Origin of the sequence: Chitinophaga sancti, assembly GCF_034087045.1 — a bacterium.
In the GTDB taxonomy this organism is placed as follows: Bacteria; Bacteroidota; Bacteroidia; order Chitinophagales; family Chitinophagaceae; genus Chitinophaga; species Chitinophaga sancti_B.
Map to the genome: position 1 here is coordinate 5,279,923 of NZ_CP139247.1, position 16,325 is coordinate 5,296,247.

General features: G+C 45.1%; 13 protein-coding genes. 7 read left to right on the forward strand and 6 right to left on the reverse strand.

Features of this window, described 5'->3' with window-relative positions; all coding sequences use genetic code 11:
- Positions 1 to 28 precede the first annotated feature (28 nt).
- A complete protein-coding gene (locus SIO70_RS21480; RefSeq protein ID WP_320574170.1) occupies positions 29 to 235 on the reverse strand; it encodes a hypothetical protein in 207 nt (68 codons plus the stop codon).
- 240 nt (positions 236 to 475) lie between these two features.
- Between SIO70_RS21480 and SIO70_RS21485 the strand changes: the two genes are divergently transcribed.
- Positions 476 to 598 (forward strand): hypothetical protein, encoded by a 123-nt coding sequence (locus SIO70_RS21485; RefSeq protein ID WP_255373884.1) that lies wholly within the window; start codon positions 476 to 478, stop codon positions 596 to 598.
- Between the two features lie 95 nt (positions 599 to 693).
- Here SIO70_RS21485 and SIO70_RS21490 read toward each other — a convergent pair whose 3' ends face one another.
- From SIO70_RS21490 to SIO70_RS21510, 5 genes are all read right to left on the reverse strand, one after another.
- Positions 694 to 3,225: a DUF5686 and carboxypeptidase regulatory-like domain-containing protein gene (locus SIO70_RS21490; RefSeq protein WP_320574173.1), complete on the reverse strand. Its 2,532-nt coding sequence runs from the start codon at positions 3,223 to 3,225 to the stop codon at positions 694 to 696.
- Between the two features lie 67 nt (positions 3,226 to 3,292).
- Complete coding sequence (locus SIO70_RS21495; protein ID WP_320574174.1) at positions 3,293 to 3,643, reverse strand: hypothetical protein; 351 nt, start codon at positions 3,641 to 3,643, stop codon at positions 3,293 to 3,295.
- Between the two features lie 26 nt (positions 3,644 to 3,669).
- Positions 3,670 to 4,245 carry a hypothetical protein gene (locus SIO70_RS21500; protein ID WP_320574175.1) on the reverse strand — a complete coding sequence of 192 codons (576 nt, stop codon included), beginning with the start codon at positions 4,243 to 4,245 and terminating at the stop codon, positions 3,670 to 3,672.
- Positions 4,246 to 4,406: 161 nt separating this feature from the next.
- Positions 4,407 to 5,588: a trans-sulfuration enzyme family protein gene (locus SIO70_RS21505; protein WP_320574176.1), complete on the reverse strand. Its 1,182-nt coding sequence runs from the start codon at positions 5,586 to 5,588 to the stop codon at positions 4,407 to 4,409.
- A 57-nt stretch (positions 5,589 to 5,645) separates the two neighbouring features.
- Positions 5,646 to 6,068 carry an OsmC family protein gene (locus SIO70_RS21510; RefSeq protein WP_320574177.1) on the reverse strand — a complete coding sequence of 141 codons (423 nt, stop codon included), beginning with the start codon at positions 6,066 to 6,068 and terminating at the stop codon, positions 5,646 to 5,648.
- 229 nt (positions 6,069 to 6,297) lie between these two features.
- On the opposite strand from SIO70_RS21510, the gene metX reads away from it, so the two are divergent.
- The 6 genes from metX (at position 6,298) to SIO70_RS21540 (ending at position 16,319) form a co-directional block, all read left to right on the forward strand.
- A complete protein-coding gene (gene metX / locus SIO70_RS21515) occupies positions 6,298 to 7,314 on the forward strand; it encodes a homoserine O-acetyltransferase MetX (RefSeq protein WP_320574178.1) in 1,017 nt (338 codons plus the stop codon).
- A gap of 149 nt (positions 7,315 to 7,463) precedes the next feature.
- Positions 7,464 to 7,784 (forward strand): hypothetical protein, encoded by a 321-nt coding sequence (locus SIO70_RS21520; RefSeq protein ID WP_320574180.1) that lies wholly within the window; start codon positions 7,464 to 7,466, stop codon positions 7,782 to 7,784.
- 105 nt (positions 7,785 to 7,889) lie between these two features.
- On the forward strand, positions 7,890 to 9,188 hold the full coding sequence (locus tag SIO70_RS21525; RefSeq protein ID WP_320574182.1) for a TolC family protein: 1,299 nt from the start codon (positions 7,890 to 7,892) through the stop codon (positions 9,186 to 9,188).
- 19 nt (positions 9,189 to 9,207) lie between these two features.
- Positions 9,208 to 10,290: an efflux RND transporter periplasmic adaptor subunit gene (locus SIO70_RS21530; RefSeq protein WP_320574184.1), complete on the forward strand. Its 1,083-nt coding sequence runs from the start codon at positions 9,208 to 9,210 to the stop codon at positions 10,288 to 10,290.
- Positions 10,291 to 10,293: 3 nt separating this feature from the next.
- Positions 10,294 to 13,416 carry a CusA/CzcA family heavy metal efflux RND transporter gene (locus SIO70_RS21535; protein ID WP_320574186.1) on the forward strand — a complete coding sequence of 1,041 codons (3,123 nt, stop codon included), beginning with the start codon at positions 10,294 to 10,296 and terminating at the stop codon, positions 13,414 to 13,416.
- 152 nt (positions 13,417 to 13,568) lie between these two features.
- A complete protein-coding gene (locus SIO70_RS21540) occupies positions 13,569 to 16,319 on the forward strand; it encodes a TonB-dependent receptor (protein ID WP_320574187.1) in 2,751 nt (916 codons plus the stop codon).
- Positions 16,320 to 16,325 lie beyond the last annotated feature (6 nt).

A 16,325-nucleotide genomic window follows, 5' to 3' on the forward strand; every position in this document is an offset into this window, starting at 1 on the left:
GCAAAGGTAAGCATCTACTTTTAAATTTTCACGCCTCCCAGACTGTAGGTTCTGAGGACCACTCATATAAAAGGGCTGACATGTAATAGGCTGCACTACTGATAATCAATACATAACCTGTAAAACCGACCGTTAAATACTCCTGTAAACCTACCCAGTCATAGATTTCTGCAAAGTAGGCGAACGTAGCAAGTACTACACCCAGGATGAATGCGAATAATGCAATTCTCTTCATAAGGGGATATTTTAAATCACACGAACATGTTATAAATGTCCAGGCTATTCTGGCTTGAATTTAGATTACAAATATTATAACACGCTAAAAATAGAAAAAGTTCAGGTTGCCGCAGACATATCTGAACTCGTATAACTATCTGATTATTATTGTATATAAATAAATTTTAAGACTTGGCACTCTTTTTGATTTAAACGAACAGGACAAGTAATCAGCGTTTAACCCAAAAATGTGAATTTTATGAGTACAATTTTTCTTTACATCTTTTACTTCATCGTAGGATTGTGGATATACCGCCTCCTGGCTTACTTTTATGATCGTGATCCCAAAGAAAGCTATAAAACAAGAAAGGAAAGATATTAGACAAGCAAGGGAAGGTCAATGGCAGACTTTCCCTTTTTTTATGAATTTATTTTAATTCCCTCTTTCAGGAATGCTTTTATTGAAAGAGCTGGCGTCTATGGCTCTGGCGTATTCTGCTGGCGCACCATTCCCCCAAATAATCCTCCAAATCCCAGCCTCACTCCTACGCGTGTCGCATCCTTACTTTGGTATCCTGCGATTACATCAACGCGCAACAGCTTGAAAATATTCTCCAACCCGGCAAAAACTTCTACATAATTGTTGTTCTGGTTCACATAAAAGGCGTTTGAACCCGCTACCAGATTCCATTTCAGCCTGTTTAGCAAAGGGATTTTATTTGTCAGCAACCCGTTGAAATGATGCTCCACATTGGCGGTCGCATACAATGGTGCTGTCGTGCTGTACCTGTAGTAAGGTGCCAGCTGGAAACTATTCAGGTAGTTGATGTTATAGAACGTCTGGTTCCCGTTGAAGTGTTGATAATCAGGAATATCTACATGCTTATCATTCAGGAATCCACCCAGTTTTACCCTATACATAAATTCTCCGAACAACTTCAGGTTCATATTGTCCCTGATCTGGAACTGCCACTTATCAAAATCCGCATCACTACCCGCTATACCATGGATACCCTTGGTATATGTAACACCAAAAATGGGGTATTTTGAACCAAAGGCGATCTTCCTGTCCGGCAGCTCGATAAACTTCTGCCCTGGCTGGAAAGAAAATCCAAGTTCTGCCACCAAAGCCTGGTTCCGGGTAAATGGAATGTCTGCCAGCTCGTAAGGATGATTGGGCAGGAACTGTTTATTGCTGTTCTTAAAAAATACAAAGTCGGTGGTATTCTCCAATGGTATACGATCCTCATACCGTACCCCCAACCTGAGGAAAGAATTGTTCTCAAAGCGACGGGTAAACTGAAGCGTGGTAAAGTAATTCTCATACAGCTTCATATAATTCTCTTTCAGGAATAAGGTATAGAACTCATTTTCCAGGGGAGAAATAGGATTATCGTGATTGAACTGGCTTACCCTTTTACCACCACCCAGTATCCAGGTATTCTGGCCAATGCGGTTGTGAATCCGGCTCTCCTGTGTCCATTGCAGATAAGTCCAGGCATTCAGGTGTGTATTGCTGAAACCATATCGGATATAAGGCATGATCCTCAGCTCCTGTGACCTGGAAAGGTTCAGTTTCAGTTCAGGTTCCACATTTAGTACCAGCCCTTCTACAGTGTTGTACCCGAGTTGTTTAATCAACCCTTTCATAGTCAACTGATGTGAATATATTCCTGTATCTCTCCGAAAGTAAAAGCTATGTTGTGCCCCTGACCAGAAGAAGTCGGTAAATTTGACAGGTTTCTGGTGTTTACGCAACGTATCCAGCGTATGGGAAGACCGGGCGCTGTCCCGCTCCGCCTGGGCAGTACTGTCTTTTACCCGGAAGTCCTTTACTTCTTCTTTTTCCAGTGGCACGGGCCGAATGCTATCCCAGTAGGCTAGTAGCTTTTTATCAAAAGCAGTATCGTACCGCATGATGGTATTATCGAAATGCTTCTTCTGGAAGTTAGGATGCAGGTCGTAATTCGAATATACATTCACGAAATTACCCACCATGTCAAACCCAAATTGTTTGATGCTGATAGTAATGACCTGATCTTTGGTACGCCATACTTCATTGTTCACAGGTACATGGATCTGGCGGATGCGCAGGGTATCCATGATCTCCAGCTGATAATCCTGTGTAAGCAGCAGGTCTGCACTGTGGATCCGCCAGTCGTCGTCGGTGATAAAGATATAACCGGAGAATAACGGTTCAAATTTCCTGCGGGGTATCACCTTTATTTTATTGACGGTTTTGCCATCATCCTGGAAGGTGCCTTCCAGCTGGTATTTATAATAGAGTAAGGCATTTTCTGCAATGGGAGAAATGTAACCCCGTTTGTTGAATTGAGTAATCACAGCGGTCACGTTGTTATCATAGAGGTCGATAAAAGCCGGAAAACTAAACCCAAATCCACCGCCACTCTGACGTGCTGAGAGGACTTCGACCTTTACATGGTCAGGCTCCTGGAAGTCTACGCGGGTCATAGATTCAGAGAGGAATACCACTCCCTGCCCGGAAGAGTCGACACCCATGTCTTTCTTATCCAACTTCTTCCCGAAAAACTTTTCAGGCACATCCCTCAGCTTGAACATACCTTTTATATAATCATTGCAGGTATACTCATTTACCTGGTGACGGTAAAAGTTGCGCTTTTTAATCGCTGCCCTGATGATGGCGTAAGCAGGGTCTTCCCCACCTGACTTAACCACCACTTCTTTGATCTGCATGCTTACGGGTTGTAAGGCAAAATCCAGCGTCTGTTCTGTATTGGTAATAACGACCTGTTTTTCCAGTTTACGATAGCCCATATACTGGCATACCAATGTATAAGTGCCTGCTGGAATGTCCAGCTGATACTGTCCGGCAGCATTGCTGGTAGTACCGGTAGTGGTACCCTTTATAAAAATAGTTGCGTATGGAAGTGGGGTTTGTTGTTCATTCGTAATACGTCCCTTCACAATGGTGGCCTGCGCGAGGTTAAACAATATACTGAAGAATACTGTCAATGCAGTTTTATGCATAATTTCCTTTTATATGAAAAAGGATCGCTTTTGCCATTGACAAAAACGATCCTTCTAAAAATGAGTTTTATAGTGTCCTTTTGTACCGTAGAAAACTACCTGATAAACTTCCCAGGCCTGCCGTAAGCCCACCGATAAATGCGCTTACTACACCAATCAGTATCGGGCTCTTAACCTTCAGAATCAATTCGCTCATCCTGTTTGCCAGGATGTGGTCATTCCGTACATCTGCCAGGAGGGCCAATGCCAGCCAAAGCAGGAATACAGCAATAAAGCCGTTCATAAAACTACGCAATGGTGGCAATGGAATGATTACAGCTACAATAAAAGCTGCTATTGCCACTGTCCACCAGGCTAAAAATAAACCACCCAGATAACTGAGTATAACGATTAAGATAAAACGAGGGAAAGACTTCATAACGGGAAGATAACAAAAAGGGCTTATTATAATTGTAAAAAGCCTTCAATTTGTTTTTTCACACGCTGATAGGTATCAACCTGGAATACCTGCGAATTTGGAACGATAAGCTGATTCCAGCTGTAGCTTTCCTTGTAGTCCCAGGCACTCTGCCCGTTGGATGCAAATACTTCCAGTTTGAAGCCGCGGGACTTGTCCATATCGTTGGTCAGTTTGAACCAATCCGGGCCGCCCTCTTTCCTGGCTTTATCAGCGCCTTTACCAAAGGTTACCTGTACAGCAATTACGTACTTTACCTTCAGGAGAATGCACAACCCTGTTTTGTCCAGGTAATACGGCTGATCCGGTTCAATACCGGCATCTGTAAGCAGTTTGTTTGTTCTTCCTGCAGGTTGCAGCGTATCGCCACCGGCATAGAGAGAATTGTAGAGCGCCTCCTGTAAAAAGACACCAATCTTTTTAGTGTAATCTTGCATTTCAGGTGTAACCTCTCCTGCGGGAATACCATAGTTAACGGAGAACGGCAGAATAGCTACACCACGCTGCGCAAAGGCAGTAACTGTTGCCAAAAGGGCAAGGCATAGGAATAATGAACGACGCATAGGATTTAAAAAAAGTAGGTAAAGGAAATAAAAAAGGACTGAACGAAAGATTACTCTTTGTTCAGTCCTTCAAATATGCAAAATAATTTGCTTATTTCCAACGCCGGATTAATATCAGCGATATAAACAGGCATATTTTATTCGTGTAGGAGTCCTATGGATTACTTACTCACTTCCAATGCCTGCGTAATATCTTCGATAATATCCTGTGCATTTTCCAATCCTACTGAAATACGGATCATACCAGGCGTAATACCCACTTTCAGCCTTTCCTCGTTGGTCAGTTTCGCATGTGTGGTACTTGCAGGGTGAGACGCAATACTGCGGCTATCGCCCAGGTTCGCTGTCAGGGTCAGCATTTTCAAAGCATCCAGGAAACGGGTACCTTGTTCCAGTCCGCCCTTCAGTTCAAAACATACAATACCACCGCCACCAGTCATTTGTGCCTTCGCTATTTCATGCTGAGGGTGACTTTCAAGCATAGGGTATTTTACCCATTGCAGCAGCGAATTTCCTTCCAGTGCCTTAGCCAGTGCCAGCGCACTTTCACAGTGTCTTGCCATACGGATGTGCAGGGTTTCGAGGCTCTTGCTCAGTACCCATGCATTGAATGGAGACATTGCCGGACCTGTACTGCGGCAGAAAGTATGGATCTCCTTAATCAGGTCTTTACGACCTACTACTACCCCACCTAATACGCGACCCTGGCCATCCATCCACTTGGTAGCGGAGTGAGTCACTATGTGTGCGCCAAGAGCAATCGGCTTTTGCAATACAGGAGAAGCGAAGCAATTATCTACATTTAATATAACGCCATGCTTGTCGCAGATCTTTGCCAGCAGGCTGATATCAACTATCTCCAGACCGGGGTTGGAAGGAGTTTCTACAAACATCATCTTCGTATTCGGCCTGATCAGCGCTTCTACAGTTTCTGGTTTGTTGATATCAAAATAAGTGTACTCAATGCCCCATTTAGGGAGAAATTTAGTAATTACAGTATGGGTAGAGCCAAAAATAGAGCTGGCAGAGAGCAGGTGATCGCCTGTTTTCATAAGGGCCATGAAGCTCGCAAATATGGCGCTCATACCGGATGCGGTAGCATAACCATCTTCAGCCAGTTCCAGGCTACATACTTTACGCACAAATTCGTCTACGTTCGGATTGCTGAAACGGCTGTATATATTATTATCCGTTTCATCTGCAAAGGTAGCACGCATTTCTTCTGCACTGTCGTAGGTAAAACTGGATGTAAGGAAGAGAGGTGTAGAATGTTCCATCTGCCACGTCTTCTCTGTCTGTATTCTGACTGCGTTCGTTTCCGGCCGGTATTGATCTTTCTCCATTACTTATTTAAGTTATTTTTGTACAATTTGACTTTGTCAAGTATTTATTTGCCTCAATCAACCATTTACCCTGGTTTCCCATGTCAGGTTGCCTCCTGCGCGACGAAGGGTCTCTGCAACGGAGCAATATTTAGTCATAGAAAGTTCTACCGCTCTTGCCGCCTTATCAGGGTCCAGGCTGTTGCCGGAAAGGTGGAATATGATATGAACGTTCTCCCAGATAGAAGGCTCTTTACCCTTTTCGCGCTCCCCGTCTATTTCGATTTTAAAGTCTGTCAGTTCCTGGCGTTGTTTTTTCAGGATCATGGCTACATCTATAGCGGAGCAGCCACCGAGTCCCATCAGCAACATCTGCATAGGTCTTACGCCGTTATTCTTACCACCATTCTCCAGGGAAGAGTCCATTAAAACTTTATGCCCCTGCTCATCTACAGCTTCCATGTTGAATGCGTCGTCGATTCTCTGTAATGAAATCTTCATATTCGGTGTTATTTATCCTACAAATATAAGCAATGCGGCAGGAATTTTAGAAGTCATAAATTATTCAAAACCGGACAGGCTCAGATTATTTTGCCACCAAATAAATAAAATGGAGATGCATTTTCCATGTTTCTTCGGGCGCTAATAAATTTGATGATTTCCAAATTTCTCCTCATTTTCTTGACTTATACTGCTCATATGTTATATTTGCGCAAATTTTTCCGGGGTTTTGACGGTACAGATCTATCATAATACGCACACATTTACACTGGAGTCCGGGGTCGTGTTACCGGAGTTGCAAATCGCCTATCACACATACGGTACGCTGAATCACAGCAAAAGTAATGTGATATGGATCTGCCATGCCCTCACTGCCAATTCGGATGTAGCCGACTGGTGGAAAGGCCTCATCGGTACTGGTAAGGCCATTGACCCTGCCCGTCACTTCATTGTATGTGCAAACATATTGGGCTCCTGCTATGGCAGTTCAGGCCCGCTTTCCATCAACCCTGCAACCGGAAAGCCTTATTATTCCACCTTCCCGCAAATAACCGTGCGGGATATGGTGCAGGCACATACCCTGCTGCGCCAGCACCTGGGCATTGAAGAAATTCAATTGCTTATGGGCGGCTCCATGGGTGGCTACCAGAGCCTGGAATGGGCCCTGCTGGAACCAACCCGTATCCGCCAGCTCTGCCTGCTCAGCACCGGCGCTTCCGAAAGCGCCTGGGGAATCGCCATACATACCGCTCAGCGCCTCGCTATTGAAGCGGACAGCACCTGGCGGGAACACCGCCCGGATGCCGGCGGAAACGGCTTAAAAGCCGCCAGAGCCATTGGTATGCTCACCTATCGGAACTACCAGACCTTCGTTCGTACCCAGTCCGACCCGGACAATGATAAGACGGACGACTTCAAAGCTGCATCTTATATCAACTACCAGGGCGACAAACTTGTAAAACGGTTCAATGCACAGGCCTACTGGCGCCTCACCAAAGCGATGGATAGTCACAACATCGCCCGCGGCCGTGTCACCGATCTGGCAGGTACCCTTGCCCTCATTCAGCAACCGACCCTCATTGTCGGCATCACCAGCGACGTGCTCTGCCCTCCTGAAGAACAACACTTCCTCGCCAAACATATTCCTGATGCTACCTATCACGAAATCGATTCTTCGTACGGCCATGATGGTTTCCTCATCGAAGTAGATATGATTGATACACTGCTAAATAACTGGCTATTATAATTTGATCAATGCGTTAAAATCTGATTAAAAAGGTCTTAAAATTCCTTAAGACCCTTTAAACTGTTATAGCCTCCATCTATCTTTGTATCAGATTTAGCATGACAAAGGCATTTTCATACATATTACTCTTCCTACATATTGCGACTACAATGTTTATCCCGGTCGCGGATGAGAAGGATATTTATGATACCCGGGGCCGACAAATCAATGATGTCAACACACTCTTCGATTTTGTCAACCATGTTGTGCTGGGCAATACAGAGGTCACCCAGCAGGACGAAGACGATGATCAGCCACACTATTTCACCGGAAGCAATAGCGTGTCTTATTATATCTCAAGTCAACAGGAAATCGCCTGTAGCAGGCAGGAACCCTCTACCATCGATTTAGCTGTAGCGTATCCGCTATTGGCAGTACAAAAGCCACTGGCCATCGCTTACGAAATTCTCACACCACCCCCGGAAGTCTAAATTTTACTTTATAAGCCATGAACTTTTATCAGCTTTTCAGGTTGATAAAGGAGCTTCGTGTACTTACAGGTCTAACACATTAAAATAGTATTAAATTCAAATCAGATGTATAGTCGGGATTCTAAAACAAAGCGCCCTCCCCGGATTGTAGCCAGTTGTATCATTATGTTGTTATTTGCATTCAAGGCATCTGCACAAGACACCGTGCATATTAGTCTGCAGGATGCGGAGAAACAATTCCTGGATAAAAACCTGGACCTGCTGGCAGAGAAATACAATATCTCTATCGCCCGCGCGCAGATCATCCAGTCTAAATTGTACAACAATCCCACCCTTCAGTTGAGCGGGAACCTGTACAATCCTGACAGGAAACAATTTTTTGATGTCAGCAATCAACATGGTCAATATGAGATCGGCATTACCCAGCTCATCTCGTTGGCAGGTAAAAGAAACAAACAGGTAAAACTGGCGCAAACAACTGCGGCCATGTCTGAAAATGCTTTCTTCGATCTGCTGAGAACCCTGCGCTACTCTCTCCGTAGCAACTTCTTCCAGGCTTACTACCTGCAGAATTCGATGAGGGCGTATGCTGACCAGATCACCGCTCTTGAGAAGATGGATGCCACCTACAAGGATTTACAGTCCAAAGGCCTCGTCACTCTGAAAGATGCCGTACGTCTCCGCTCCCTGCTCTATAGTCTCAAAGCGGACCGCACTGCTATGGAAAACCAGGTGCTCGATATCGAATCTGAACTGCAGATCCTGCTTGCTAATAATCATGCATATTATATCATTGATTTGCCTGAAAATGCAGCAGCAAACCTACCTGCTATCCGCAATACCAGCCTGGCCAGTCTGGTTGACACCGCATATGCCAACCGCCAGGATCTGCTGATGGCCCAAAACAATCTGCTCTATAACCAGCAAAACCTGAAACTGCAAAAAGCCATGGCTGTACCTGACCTGAACCTCGGTGCAGACTTCGATAAGCGCGGCAGCTTCGTGGACAATGCTTCTTTTCTTACTGTCGGTATTGACCTCCCCTTCTTCAACAGGAACCAGGGTAATATCAAATCTGCCAGCTACAGCATCGATCAGAATAAGCTACAGTTAACTCAGCAAACTCAAAAGGTGGAAAATGAAGTGCAGACCGCTTATGTGAAAGCATTGAACACAGACAAAATGCTGGAATCAGTAGATCCGGAGTTCCGTGGACAGTTCGAACAACTGCTGAAATCAGTGACTGACAACTTCCTGAAAAAGAACCTCAGCCTGCTGGAGCTCACCGACTTCTACGACTCTTATAAAGAAAATATGCTGCAACTAAACCAATTGCAAAATGATAGGATGCAAGCTATTGAGACGCTCAATTTCGCAGTTGGTAAAACTTTGTTCAATAATTAATCACAACCTTAGTAAAGTCATGAAACCTTTTGTTATATATCTCTTTCCTGTTGCACTCGGATGCATGCTTACTGCATGTGGTGGTCACACGCCTGAAGTAGTCAAAGATGAAAACGCACTGTCAGATAGCCTGGTAAAGAATGTGCAAACCGCACCAGCTACATTTGAAAATCCTTCGGAAACTATCAAACTGAATGGTAAGATCGTTCCGGACGAAACCAAAGAAGCAAAAGTATATGCGCTGGTAAGTGGTAAGATCAGATCTGTGAATGTAGAACTGGGCGATTTTGTAAAACAGGGTCAGCTCCTTGCCGTACTGCAGAGTACCGAAGTAGCAGGCATCAGCAACGATGTATCTGTGGCCGAGTCCAATGTAGCCCTGGCGAAGAAAAATGTTGAAACCCAGAAGTCTCTCTTCGAAGGTAACCTCGCTACCCAACAGGATTACCTGGGTGCACAGATCGAAGAAAAGAAAGCTGAATCTGAACTGAACCGCGCCCGCTCCGTAGCCAGCATCACCGGTGGCAGCAGCTCTGCATATACTTTGAAAGCACCGATCAGCGGTTATATAATTGAGAAAAATATTAGCAACAACTCCGAAGTTCGCCAGGACAATAGCGCGAACCTCTTCACTGTTGCAGATCTGAATACCGTATGGATCATCGCAAATGTATACGAAGCAGATATTCCTGCTATCAAACTGGGCGACGAAGTACGTGTCACTACCCTCGCAAATCCTGAAAAGGATTACATCGGTAAGATCGACAAAGTATACAATGTACTGGATCCGGCCAACCGTACCATGCAGGTGCGTATCAGCATGCAGAATACAAGCGGGGAACTGAAACCAGAGATGTTTGCCACTGTTAAAGTAAATACCAAACCAGCCGCTACCAGCATGCTGAGCATCCCTGCCAATGCAGTGGTGATGGACAACAGCAAGCAGTATGTAGTAGTAAAAACTGCCAAAGGGCTTGAAATCCGGGAGATCAAAGTAATTCGCCGTATTGACAACAGGGCGTTTATCTCTGGTCTGCAGGTAAATGACCAGGTGGTGACCAGCTCACAGGTATTTATTTATGATGCCCTTAATACAAAATAATCCATGCAGAAAGTCATAAAAAAAATAATTGCTTTTTCGTTAAAGAATAAGCTTTTCATAGGTTTTGCGACCATCATCCTCATCGTATGGGGAGTGATCGCATTCAAAAATATTCCCATCGAGGCTTTTCCGGATGTAACGAATACCCAGATCACGATCATTACCCAATGGCCTGGCAGAAGTGCCGAAGAGGTAGAAAAGTTTGTGACGGTGCCCGTGGAAATAGCCATGAACCCTGTACAGAAAAAAGAATCCGTTCGTTCTACAACGGTATTCGGTCTGTCAGTGGTGAAAGTGATCTTTGAGGATGGTGTGGACGATGCGTTTGCCCGTCAGCAGGTCAACAACCTGCTTCGTGATGTGGAACTGCCTGATGGTGCAGACCCCGATGTACAGCCCCCTACCGGCCCCACCGGAGAGATCTTCCGCTATACGCTGGAGAGCAAAACCAAGACGGTGAGAGAACTGAAAACACTGCAGGACTGGGTGATTGAACGTCGCCTGTTGAATGTACCGGGTGTTGGCGATGTGGTGAGCTTTGGGGGTGAAGTAAAGACATATGAAATTGCCGTAAACCCACAGAAACTCGCTTCTTATGATATCACCCCACTGGATGTATCGAACGCGATTTCGAAAAGTAATATCAACGTTGGTGGTGATGTGATCGTAGATAACTCACAGGCTTACGTAGTGCGTGGTATTGGTTTGCTGAACAATGCAGAAGAAATTGGTAACATCATCGTAGACAATATCAATGGTACGCCTATCCTGGTCAAAGATATCGGTACTGTGTCTATCTCTGCCCTGCCACGCTTAGGGCAGGTAGGCCGTGACAAACAGAACGATGTGGTAGAAGGTATCATCGTAATGCGTAAAGGTGAAAACCCAAGTGAGGTAATCAAACGCGTGCAGGATAGGATCACTTACCTGAACGAAAAAGTGCTGCCTCCCGATGTAAAGATCAATACATTCTATAACCGTAGCGACCTGATCGAATTCGCGACACACACCGTATTGCACAACATGCTGGAAGGTATCATCTTCGTAACGGTGATCGTATTCCTCTTTATGGCTGACTGGCGTACGACCGTGATCGTGGCGATTGTAATTCCGCTGGCACTGCTGTTTGCATTTATCTGTCTCACACTGAAAGGCATGTCTGCGAACCTGCTGTCGATGGGGGCGATTGACTTCGGTATCATCATTGACGGAGCCGTTGTGATGGTGGAAGGGATCTTTGTATTGTTAGATCAGCGGGCACACCAGATGGGTATGGAGCGGTTCAACAAACTCTCTAAACTGGGTATCATCAAGAATACCGGTGGCGAACTGGGTAAAGCGATCTTCTTCTCCAAACTGATCATCATCGCAGGTCTGTTGCCTATCTTCTCTTTCCAGAAAGTAGAAGGTAAGATGTTCTCTCCGCTGGCCTGGACACTGGGCTTTGCGCTATTAGGTGCATTGATCCTCACCCTCACCCTGATTCCATTGCTCAGTAGTATTTTACTGCGTAAGAATGTAAGAGAAAAACACAATATTTTTGTGGAGTTCATTACCAATGGTGTAATGAAAATGTTCGCCTGGACATATAGGAACAAACGCCTCTCTTTGCTGGTTGCAGTGGGTTTAGTGGTGGTAGGTCTGTTCAACTTCAAATTCCTGGGTAGTGAATTCCTGCCTGAGCTGGATGAAGGTGCGATCTATATCCGTGCTACCTGTCCGCTCAGCGTATCGCTGGAAGAATCCAAATCAATCGCCAACAAAATGCGGCGTATTATCCTGTCTTATCCGGAGGTAAAACAGGTGATGTCACAAACCGGTCGTCCAAACGATGGTACGGATGCAACAGGGTTCTACAACATCGAATTCCACGTAGATATCTATCCAAAAAAACAATGGAAGAGCGGTATTACGAAAGAAGAATTGATTGACCGTATGCAGCAGAAACTGGCAGTGTATCCGGGTATCAACCTGAACTTCTCCCAGCCGATCATGGACAACGTGGAAGAAGCGGTATCAGGCGTGAAAGGTTCCCTGTGTGTGAAGATCTATGGAGATAGTCTGGTGTATACTGAAGGCAAAGCCAATCAGGTATATGATATCATGAAGAACATTCCGGGTGTTACAGACTTAGGCGTCATCAAGAACATTGGGCAGCCTGAAATGGATATCGAACTGGATGAAAATAAAATGGCGCTGTATGGAGTAACGACTGCCGATGCGAATGCGATTATCGAAATGGCAATTGGTGGTAAAGCCGTTACACAGATCTATGAAGGTGAGCGTAAGTTCCAGCTGCGTCTGCGTTATGATGAGCAATACCGTAACAATGCAGAAGCAATCAGTGACCTGATGGTACCTACCCTGCGTGGTGCAAAAGTACCTATCAAGAACATTGCGAACATCAAGACCCTGACTGGCCCGAGCATCATTTTCAGAGATGATAACAGGCGCTATACAGCCGTGAAGTTCTCCGTACGTGGTCGAGATATGGGTAGTGTGATTGCAGAAGCACAGGCCAAAGTGAATAAGAATGTGAAGCTGGATAAAGGCTATGAAATGCAGTGGGCGGGTGACTTTGAAAACCAGCAACGTGCCACTCAACGTCTGACCCAGGTTGTACCAATCAGTTTGATGCTGATCTTCCTCATCCTGTTTGTGATGTTTGGCAACGTGAAGGATGCGGGCCTTGTATTGATCAACGTACCATTTGCCATCATCGGGGGTATCGCTGCCCTGCTCATAAGTAACACAAACTTTAGTATCTCTGCGGGTATCGGTTTTATTGCACTCTTTGGTATCTGTATACAGAACGGGGTGATCCTCATATCGGTGTTTAAGAATAACATGGGTAAAGTGAAAAAGCACGACTTCAACCACCATACACTGGAAATATCCATACGTGATGGGGTACGCGAAAGGGTACGTCCGGTGGTAATGACAGCACTCATGGCGGCAATCGGGTTGTTACCGGCAGCATTGTCCAAAGGAATTGGTTCCGAGACCTCCAAACCACTGGCAATTGTGGTGATTGGAGGGCTGATTACGGCAACAATTCTGACGCTGTTAGTATTCCCGCTGTTCTTCTATCTTGGATATAGAAAAGTTGGTCAGAAAATGGATTAATTCACTTTCATAAAGCCGGCCGCAGGCCAGCGCTAAAAAGGAAGGCTTCCGCTGTACGTGGAAGCCTTCCTTTTTGTTTTTATTAACATAATTTACCTATATTCAATTAAAATTATACACCCCGTCAATCAAAATCGAAAAATCGCCACTATATGAAGAACTGCTTTGCAAAAGCCAGTCTGTGCTGTATGCTGTTATTACAGCTTTTCACGTTAGCATACGCCCAGCAAAAGACCATTACCGGTACTGTAACCAATAAGACGACCGGCGAACCCCTACCTGGTGTAACCGTTAGTTTAAAAGGTACCCTGTCAGGGACTATCACAGATGGCAGCGGCCATTATAAATTTACCACGACCCGATCGTTGCCGCTGACACTTATATTCTCATCTGTAGGTTTTAAAAGCGAACAGGTACAGGTCTCGAATCAGGAAAGTAACAATATTCAGCTGAGCTCCACCGAAATCCTGGGTGAAGAAGTGGTAGTCGCCGCCAGCCGGGTATCAGAATCTATCCTTGCTTCTCCTGTGTCTATCGAAAAACTCAATGCTACCGCCATCAGGGATATACCTACCCCCAATTTCTACGATGCACTCCCCTCTCTGAAAGGCGTAGAAACCAGTATGCAAAGCCTTACCTTCCGTACCGTCACTACCCGTGGTTTCAATACCAATGGAAACACCCGTTTCAATCAGCTGGTAGATGGTATGGATAACCAGGCTCCCGGTCTCAACTTCTCTGTAGGAAACATATTAGGCCTGTCCGAACTGGATGTCGCTTCTGTAGAATTACTGCCCGGTGCATCTTCCGCCCTGTATGGTGCAGGTGGTATGAACGGTACCCTGCTCATGACCAGCAAAAGCCCTTTTGATTACCAGGGACTGAGCCTTCGCTTACAGAGTGGGGTAAACCATGTAGGTAAGCAGCAACAACCTTATGTAGGTTTTATTCCGGACATTTCTGCCCGCTATGCAAAAGCTTTTGGTCGCTTTGCGTTTAAGCTGAACGTCTGCTACCTGCAGGCAGATGACTGGCAGGCTTTGGATTCTACTAATTATGACCGTTTAAATGGCAAGACAAAAGCAGGTTTCTCACATGCCTCAGATCCCAATTATGATGGGGTGAATGTCTATGGTGATGAAATCACGACTACCTACGGCGCCAGCGCCGGTTACCTGAATGGGTTGGCAGTGTCCCGTACAGGTTACAGGGAAAAAGACCTGGTGGATTATGGTACTAAGAGTTTAAAATTAAGCGGTGCTTTACATTATAAATTCACCGATAACCTGGAAGGTATTATTCAGGGGAACTGGGGTAAAGGTACCACGGTGTATACCGGCTCTGACCGCTACTCTCTCCGCAATTTTGATATGGGACAGTATAAGGTGGAACTGAGAGGCAAGCGCTTCTATTTAAGAGCATATACCACACAGGAACGCTCCGGCGAAGCCTACAACGCAACTGCGCTGGGTACCCTGCTCAATGAATCTTACAGTCCAAGTGCTACCTACGATGCCAATGGCGCTGTAACAGGCGGCTGGTTTGCAGAATATGCCACTGTTTACAACCAGGCAAGACTGGGTGTATTTCAGGGTGCACCGGGTGTAAAAACGGATCAGGAAGCACATGCCATTGCCCGTGGATATGCAGACAGAAACCGTTTAATACCAGGTTCTGCAAACTTTAACACCGCGAAAAAGACAATTACGGAACGCTACATCGGGTTTGGCACTGATCGTAATGGTGCTAAATTCAATGATAAAACCAACCTGTATCACTATGAAGGATTCTATAATTTCACAGATCATGTAAAAGTACTGGAATTGCAGGCAGGAGCTAGTTTCCGCCATTACGCACTTAACTCAGACGGTACCATCTTCGACGATGCAAACGGAAGTATTGGTATCAATGAATACGGTGGCTTTGTTCAGGTGGGTAAGAAACTGGTGAATGACAGGATTAAGCTGACAGGTTCTGTGCGCTATGATAAGAACGAAAACTTTGATGGCAGGTTTACACCCCGTATCTCAGGTGTGTTCACTGTAGCACCACAACACAATATCCGTCTCTCCTTCCAGACAGCTTATCGTAATCCTACCAACCAGGACCAGTATATAGATTTGCCTATCCGCTCCAATACAAGACTGATTGGTGGCTTACCTGCATTGATCTCAAAGTATGACCTGTATAATACAAAAGGCTATACACAGGCAAGTGTACAGCAATATGCTGCAACAGGCGATCCTACCAAACTGGAAGCGTATACCTTTGGCAAGTTCAGACCAGAGAGCGTGAGTTCATATGAAGTAGGCTATAAGGGGCTGATCAATAACCGCCTGTTGATAGATGCGTACTACTATTACAGCAAGTATAAAAACTTCCTTTCTTACCTGGTATTGATCCAGCCTACACAACCGCTGGCTTCCGATCCATCATTTAGCAGAGCGAATATCTTTGCGACTTATGTAAACAATCCTTCTGATGTGGTCACACAAGGGGGTGCTTTGGGATTGGATTATTTGATTGGTAAATGGACCGTTACCGGCAATGTATCTTACAATGATATCACGAAGGATTCAAAAACATTGTCTAATTCATTTAACACGCCTAAATATCGTTTCAATCTGGGCTTGTCAAACAGGAATGTATATAAGAATCTTGGATTTAATGTAATGTACAGATGGCAGGATGCCTTTACGTGGAATAGTAGCTTTGTACAGGGTGAAGTTGCAGCCTATGCTACGCTGGATGCACAGGTGAGCTATAGAATTCCAAAAGTGAATGCAACGATTAAAGTGGGTGGTTCCAATATAACAAACCATTACTATCAAACATCATTCGGTAATCCAAAGGCAGGAGGTATTTATTATATCTCTTTGCTGTTCGAAGACCTTCTGAAATAAATAAAT

What these genes read in the sequence shown, in the direction of transcription:
- SIO70_RS21480 (WP_320574170.1), bottom strand. Translation starts at nt 235, where the DNA reads ATGAAGAGAATTGCATTATTCGCATTCATCCTGGGTGTAGTACTTGCT.
- SIO70_RS21485 (WP_255373884.1), top strand. Translation starts at nt 476, where the DNA reads ATGAGTACAATTTTTCTTTACATCTTTTACTTCATCGTAGGATTGTGG.
- SIO70_RS21490 (WP_320574173.1), bottom strand. Translation starts at nt 3,225, where the DNA reads ATGCATAAAACTGCATTGACAGTATTCTTCAGTATATTGTTTAACCTC.
- SIO70_RS21495 (WP_320574174.1), bottom strand. Translation starts at nt 3,643, where the DNA reads ATGAAGTCTTTCCCTCGTTTTATCTTAATCGTTATACTCAGTTATCTG.
- SIO70_RS21500 (WP_320574175.1), bottom strand. Translation starts at nt 4,245, where the DNA reads ATGCGTCGTTCATTATTCCTATGCCTTGCCCTTTTGGCAACAGTTACT.
- SIO70_RS21505 (WP_320574176.1), bottom strand. Translation starts at nt 5,588, where the DNA reads ATGGAGAAAGATCAATACCGGCCGGAAACGAACGCAGTCAGAATACAG.
- SIO70_RS21510 (WP_320574177.1), bottom strand. Translation starts at nt 6,068, where the DNA reads ATGAAGATTTCATTACAGAGAATCGACGACGCATTCAACATGGAAGCT.
- SIO70_RS21520 (WP_320574180.1), top strand. Translation starts at nt 7,464, where the DNA reads ATGTTTATCCCGGTCGCGGATGAGAAGGATATTTATGATACCCGGGGC.
- SIO70_RS21525 (WP_320574182.1), top strand. Translation starts at nt 7,890, where the DNA reads ATGTATAGTCGGGATTCTAAAACAAAGCGCCCTCCCCGGATTGTAGCC.
- SIO70_RS21530 (WP_320574184.1), top strand. Translation starts at nt 9,208, where the DNA reads ATGAAACCTTTTGTTATATATCTCTTTCCTGTTGCACTCGGATGCATG.
- SIO70_RS21535 (WP_320574186.1), top strand. Translation starts at nt 10,294, where the DNA reads ATGCAGAAAGTCATAAAAAAAATAATTGCTTTTTCGTTAAAGAATAAG.
- SIO70_RS21540 (WP_320574187.1), top strand. Translation starts at nt 13,569, where the DNA reads ATGAAGAACTGCTTTGCAAAAGCCAGTCTGTGCTGTATGCTGTTATTA.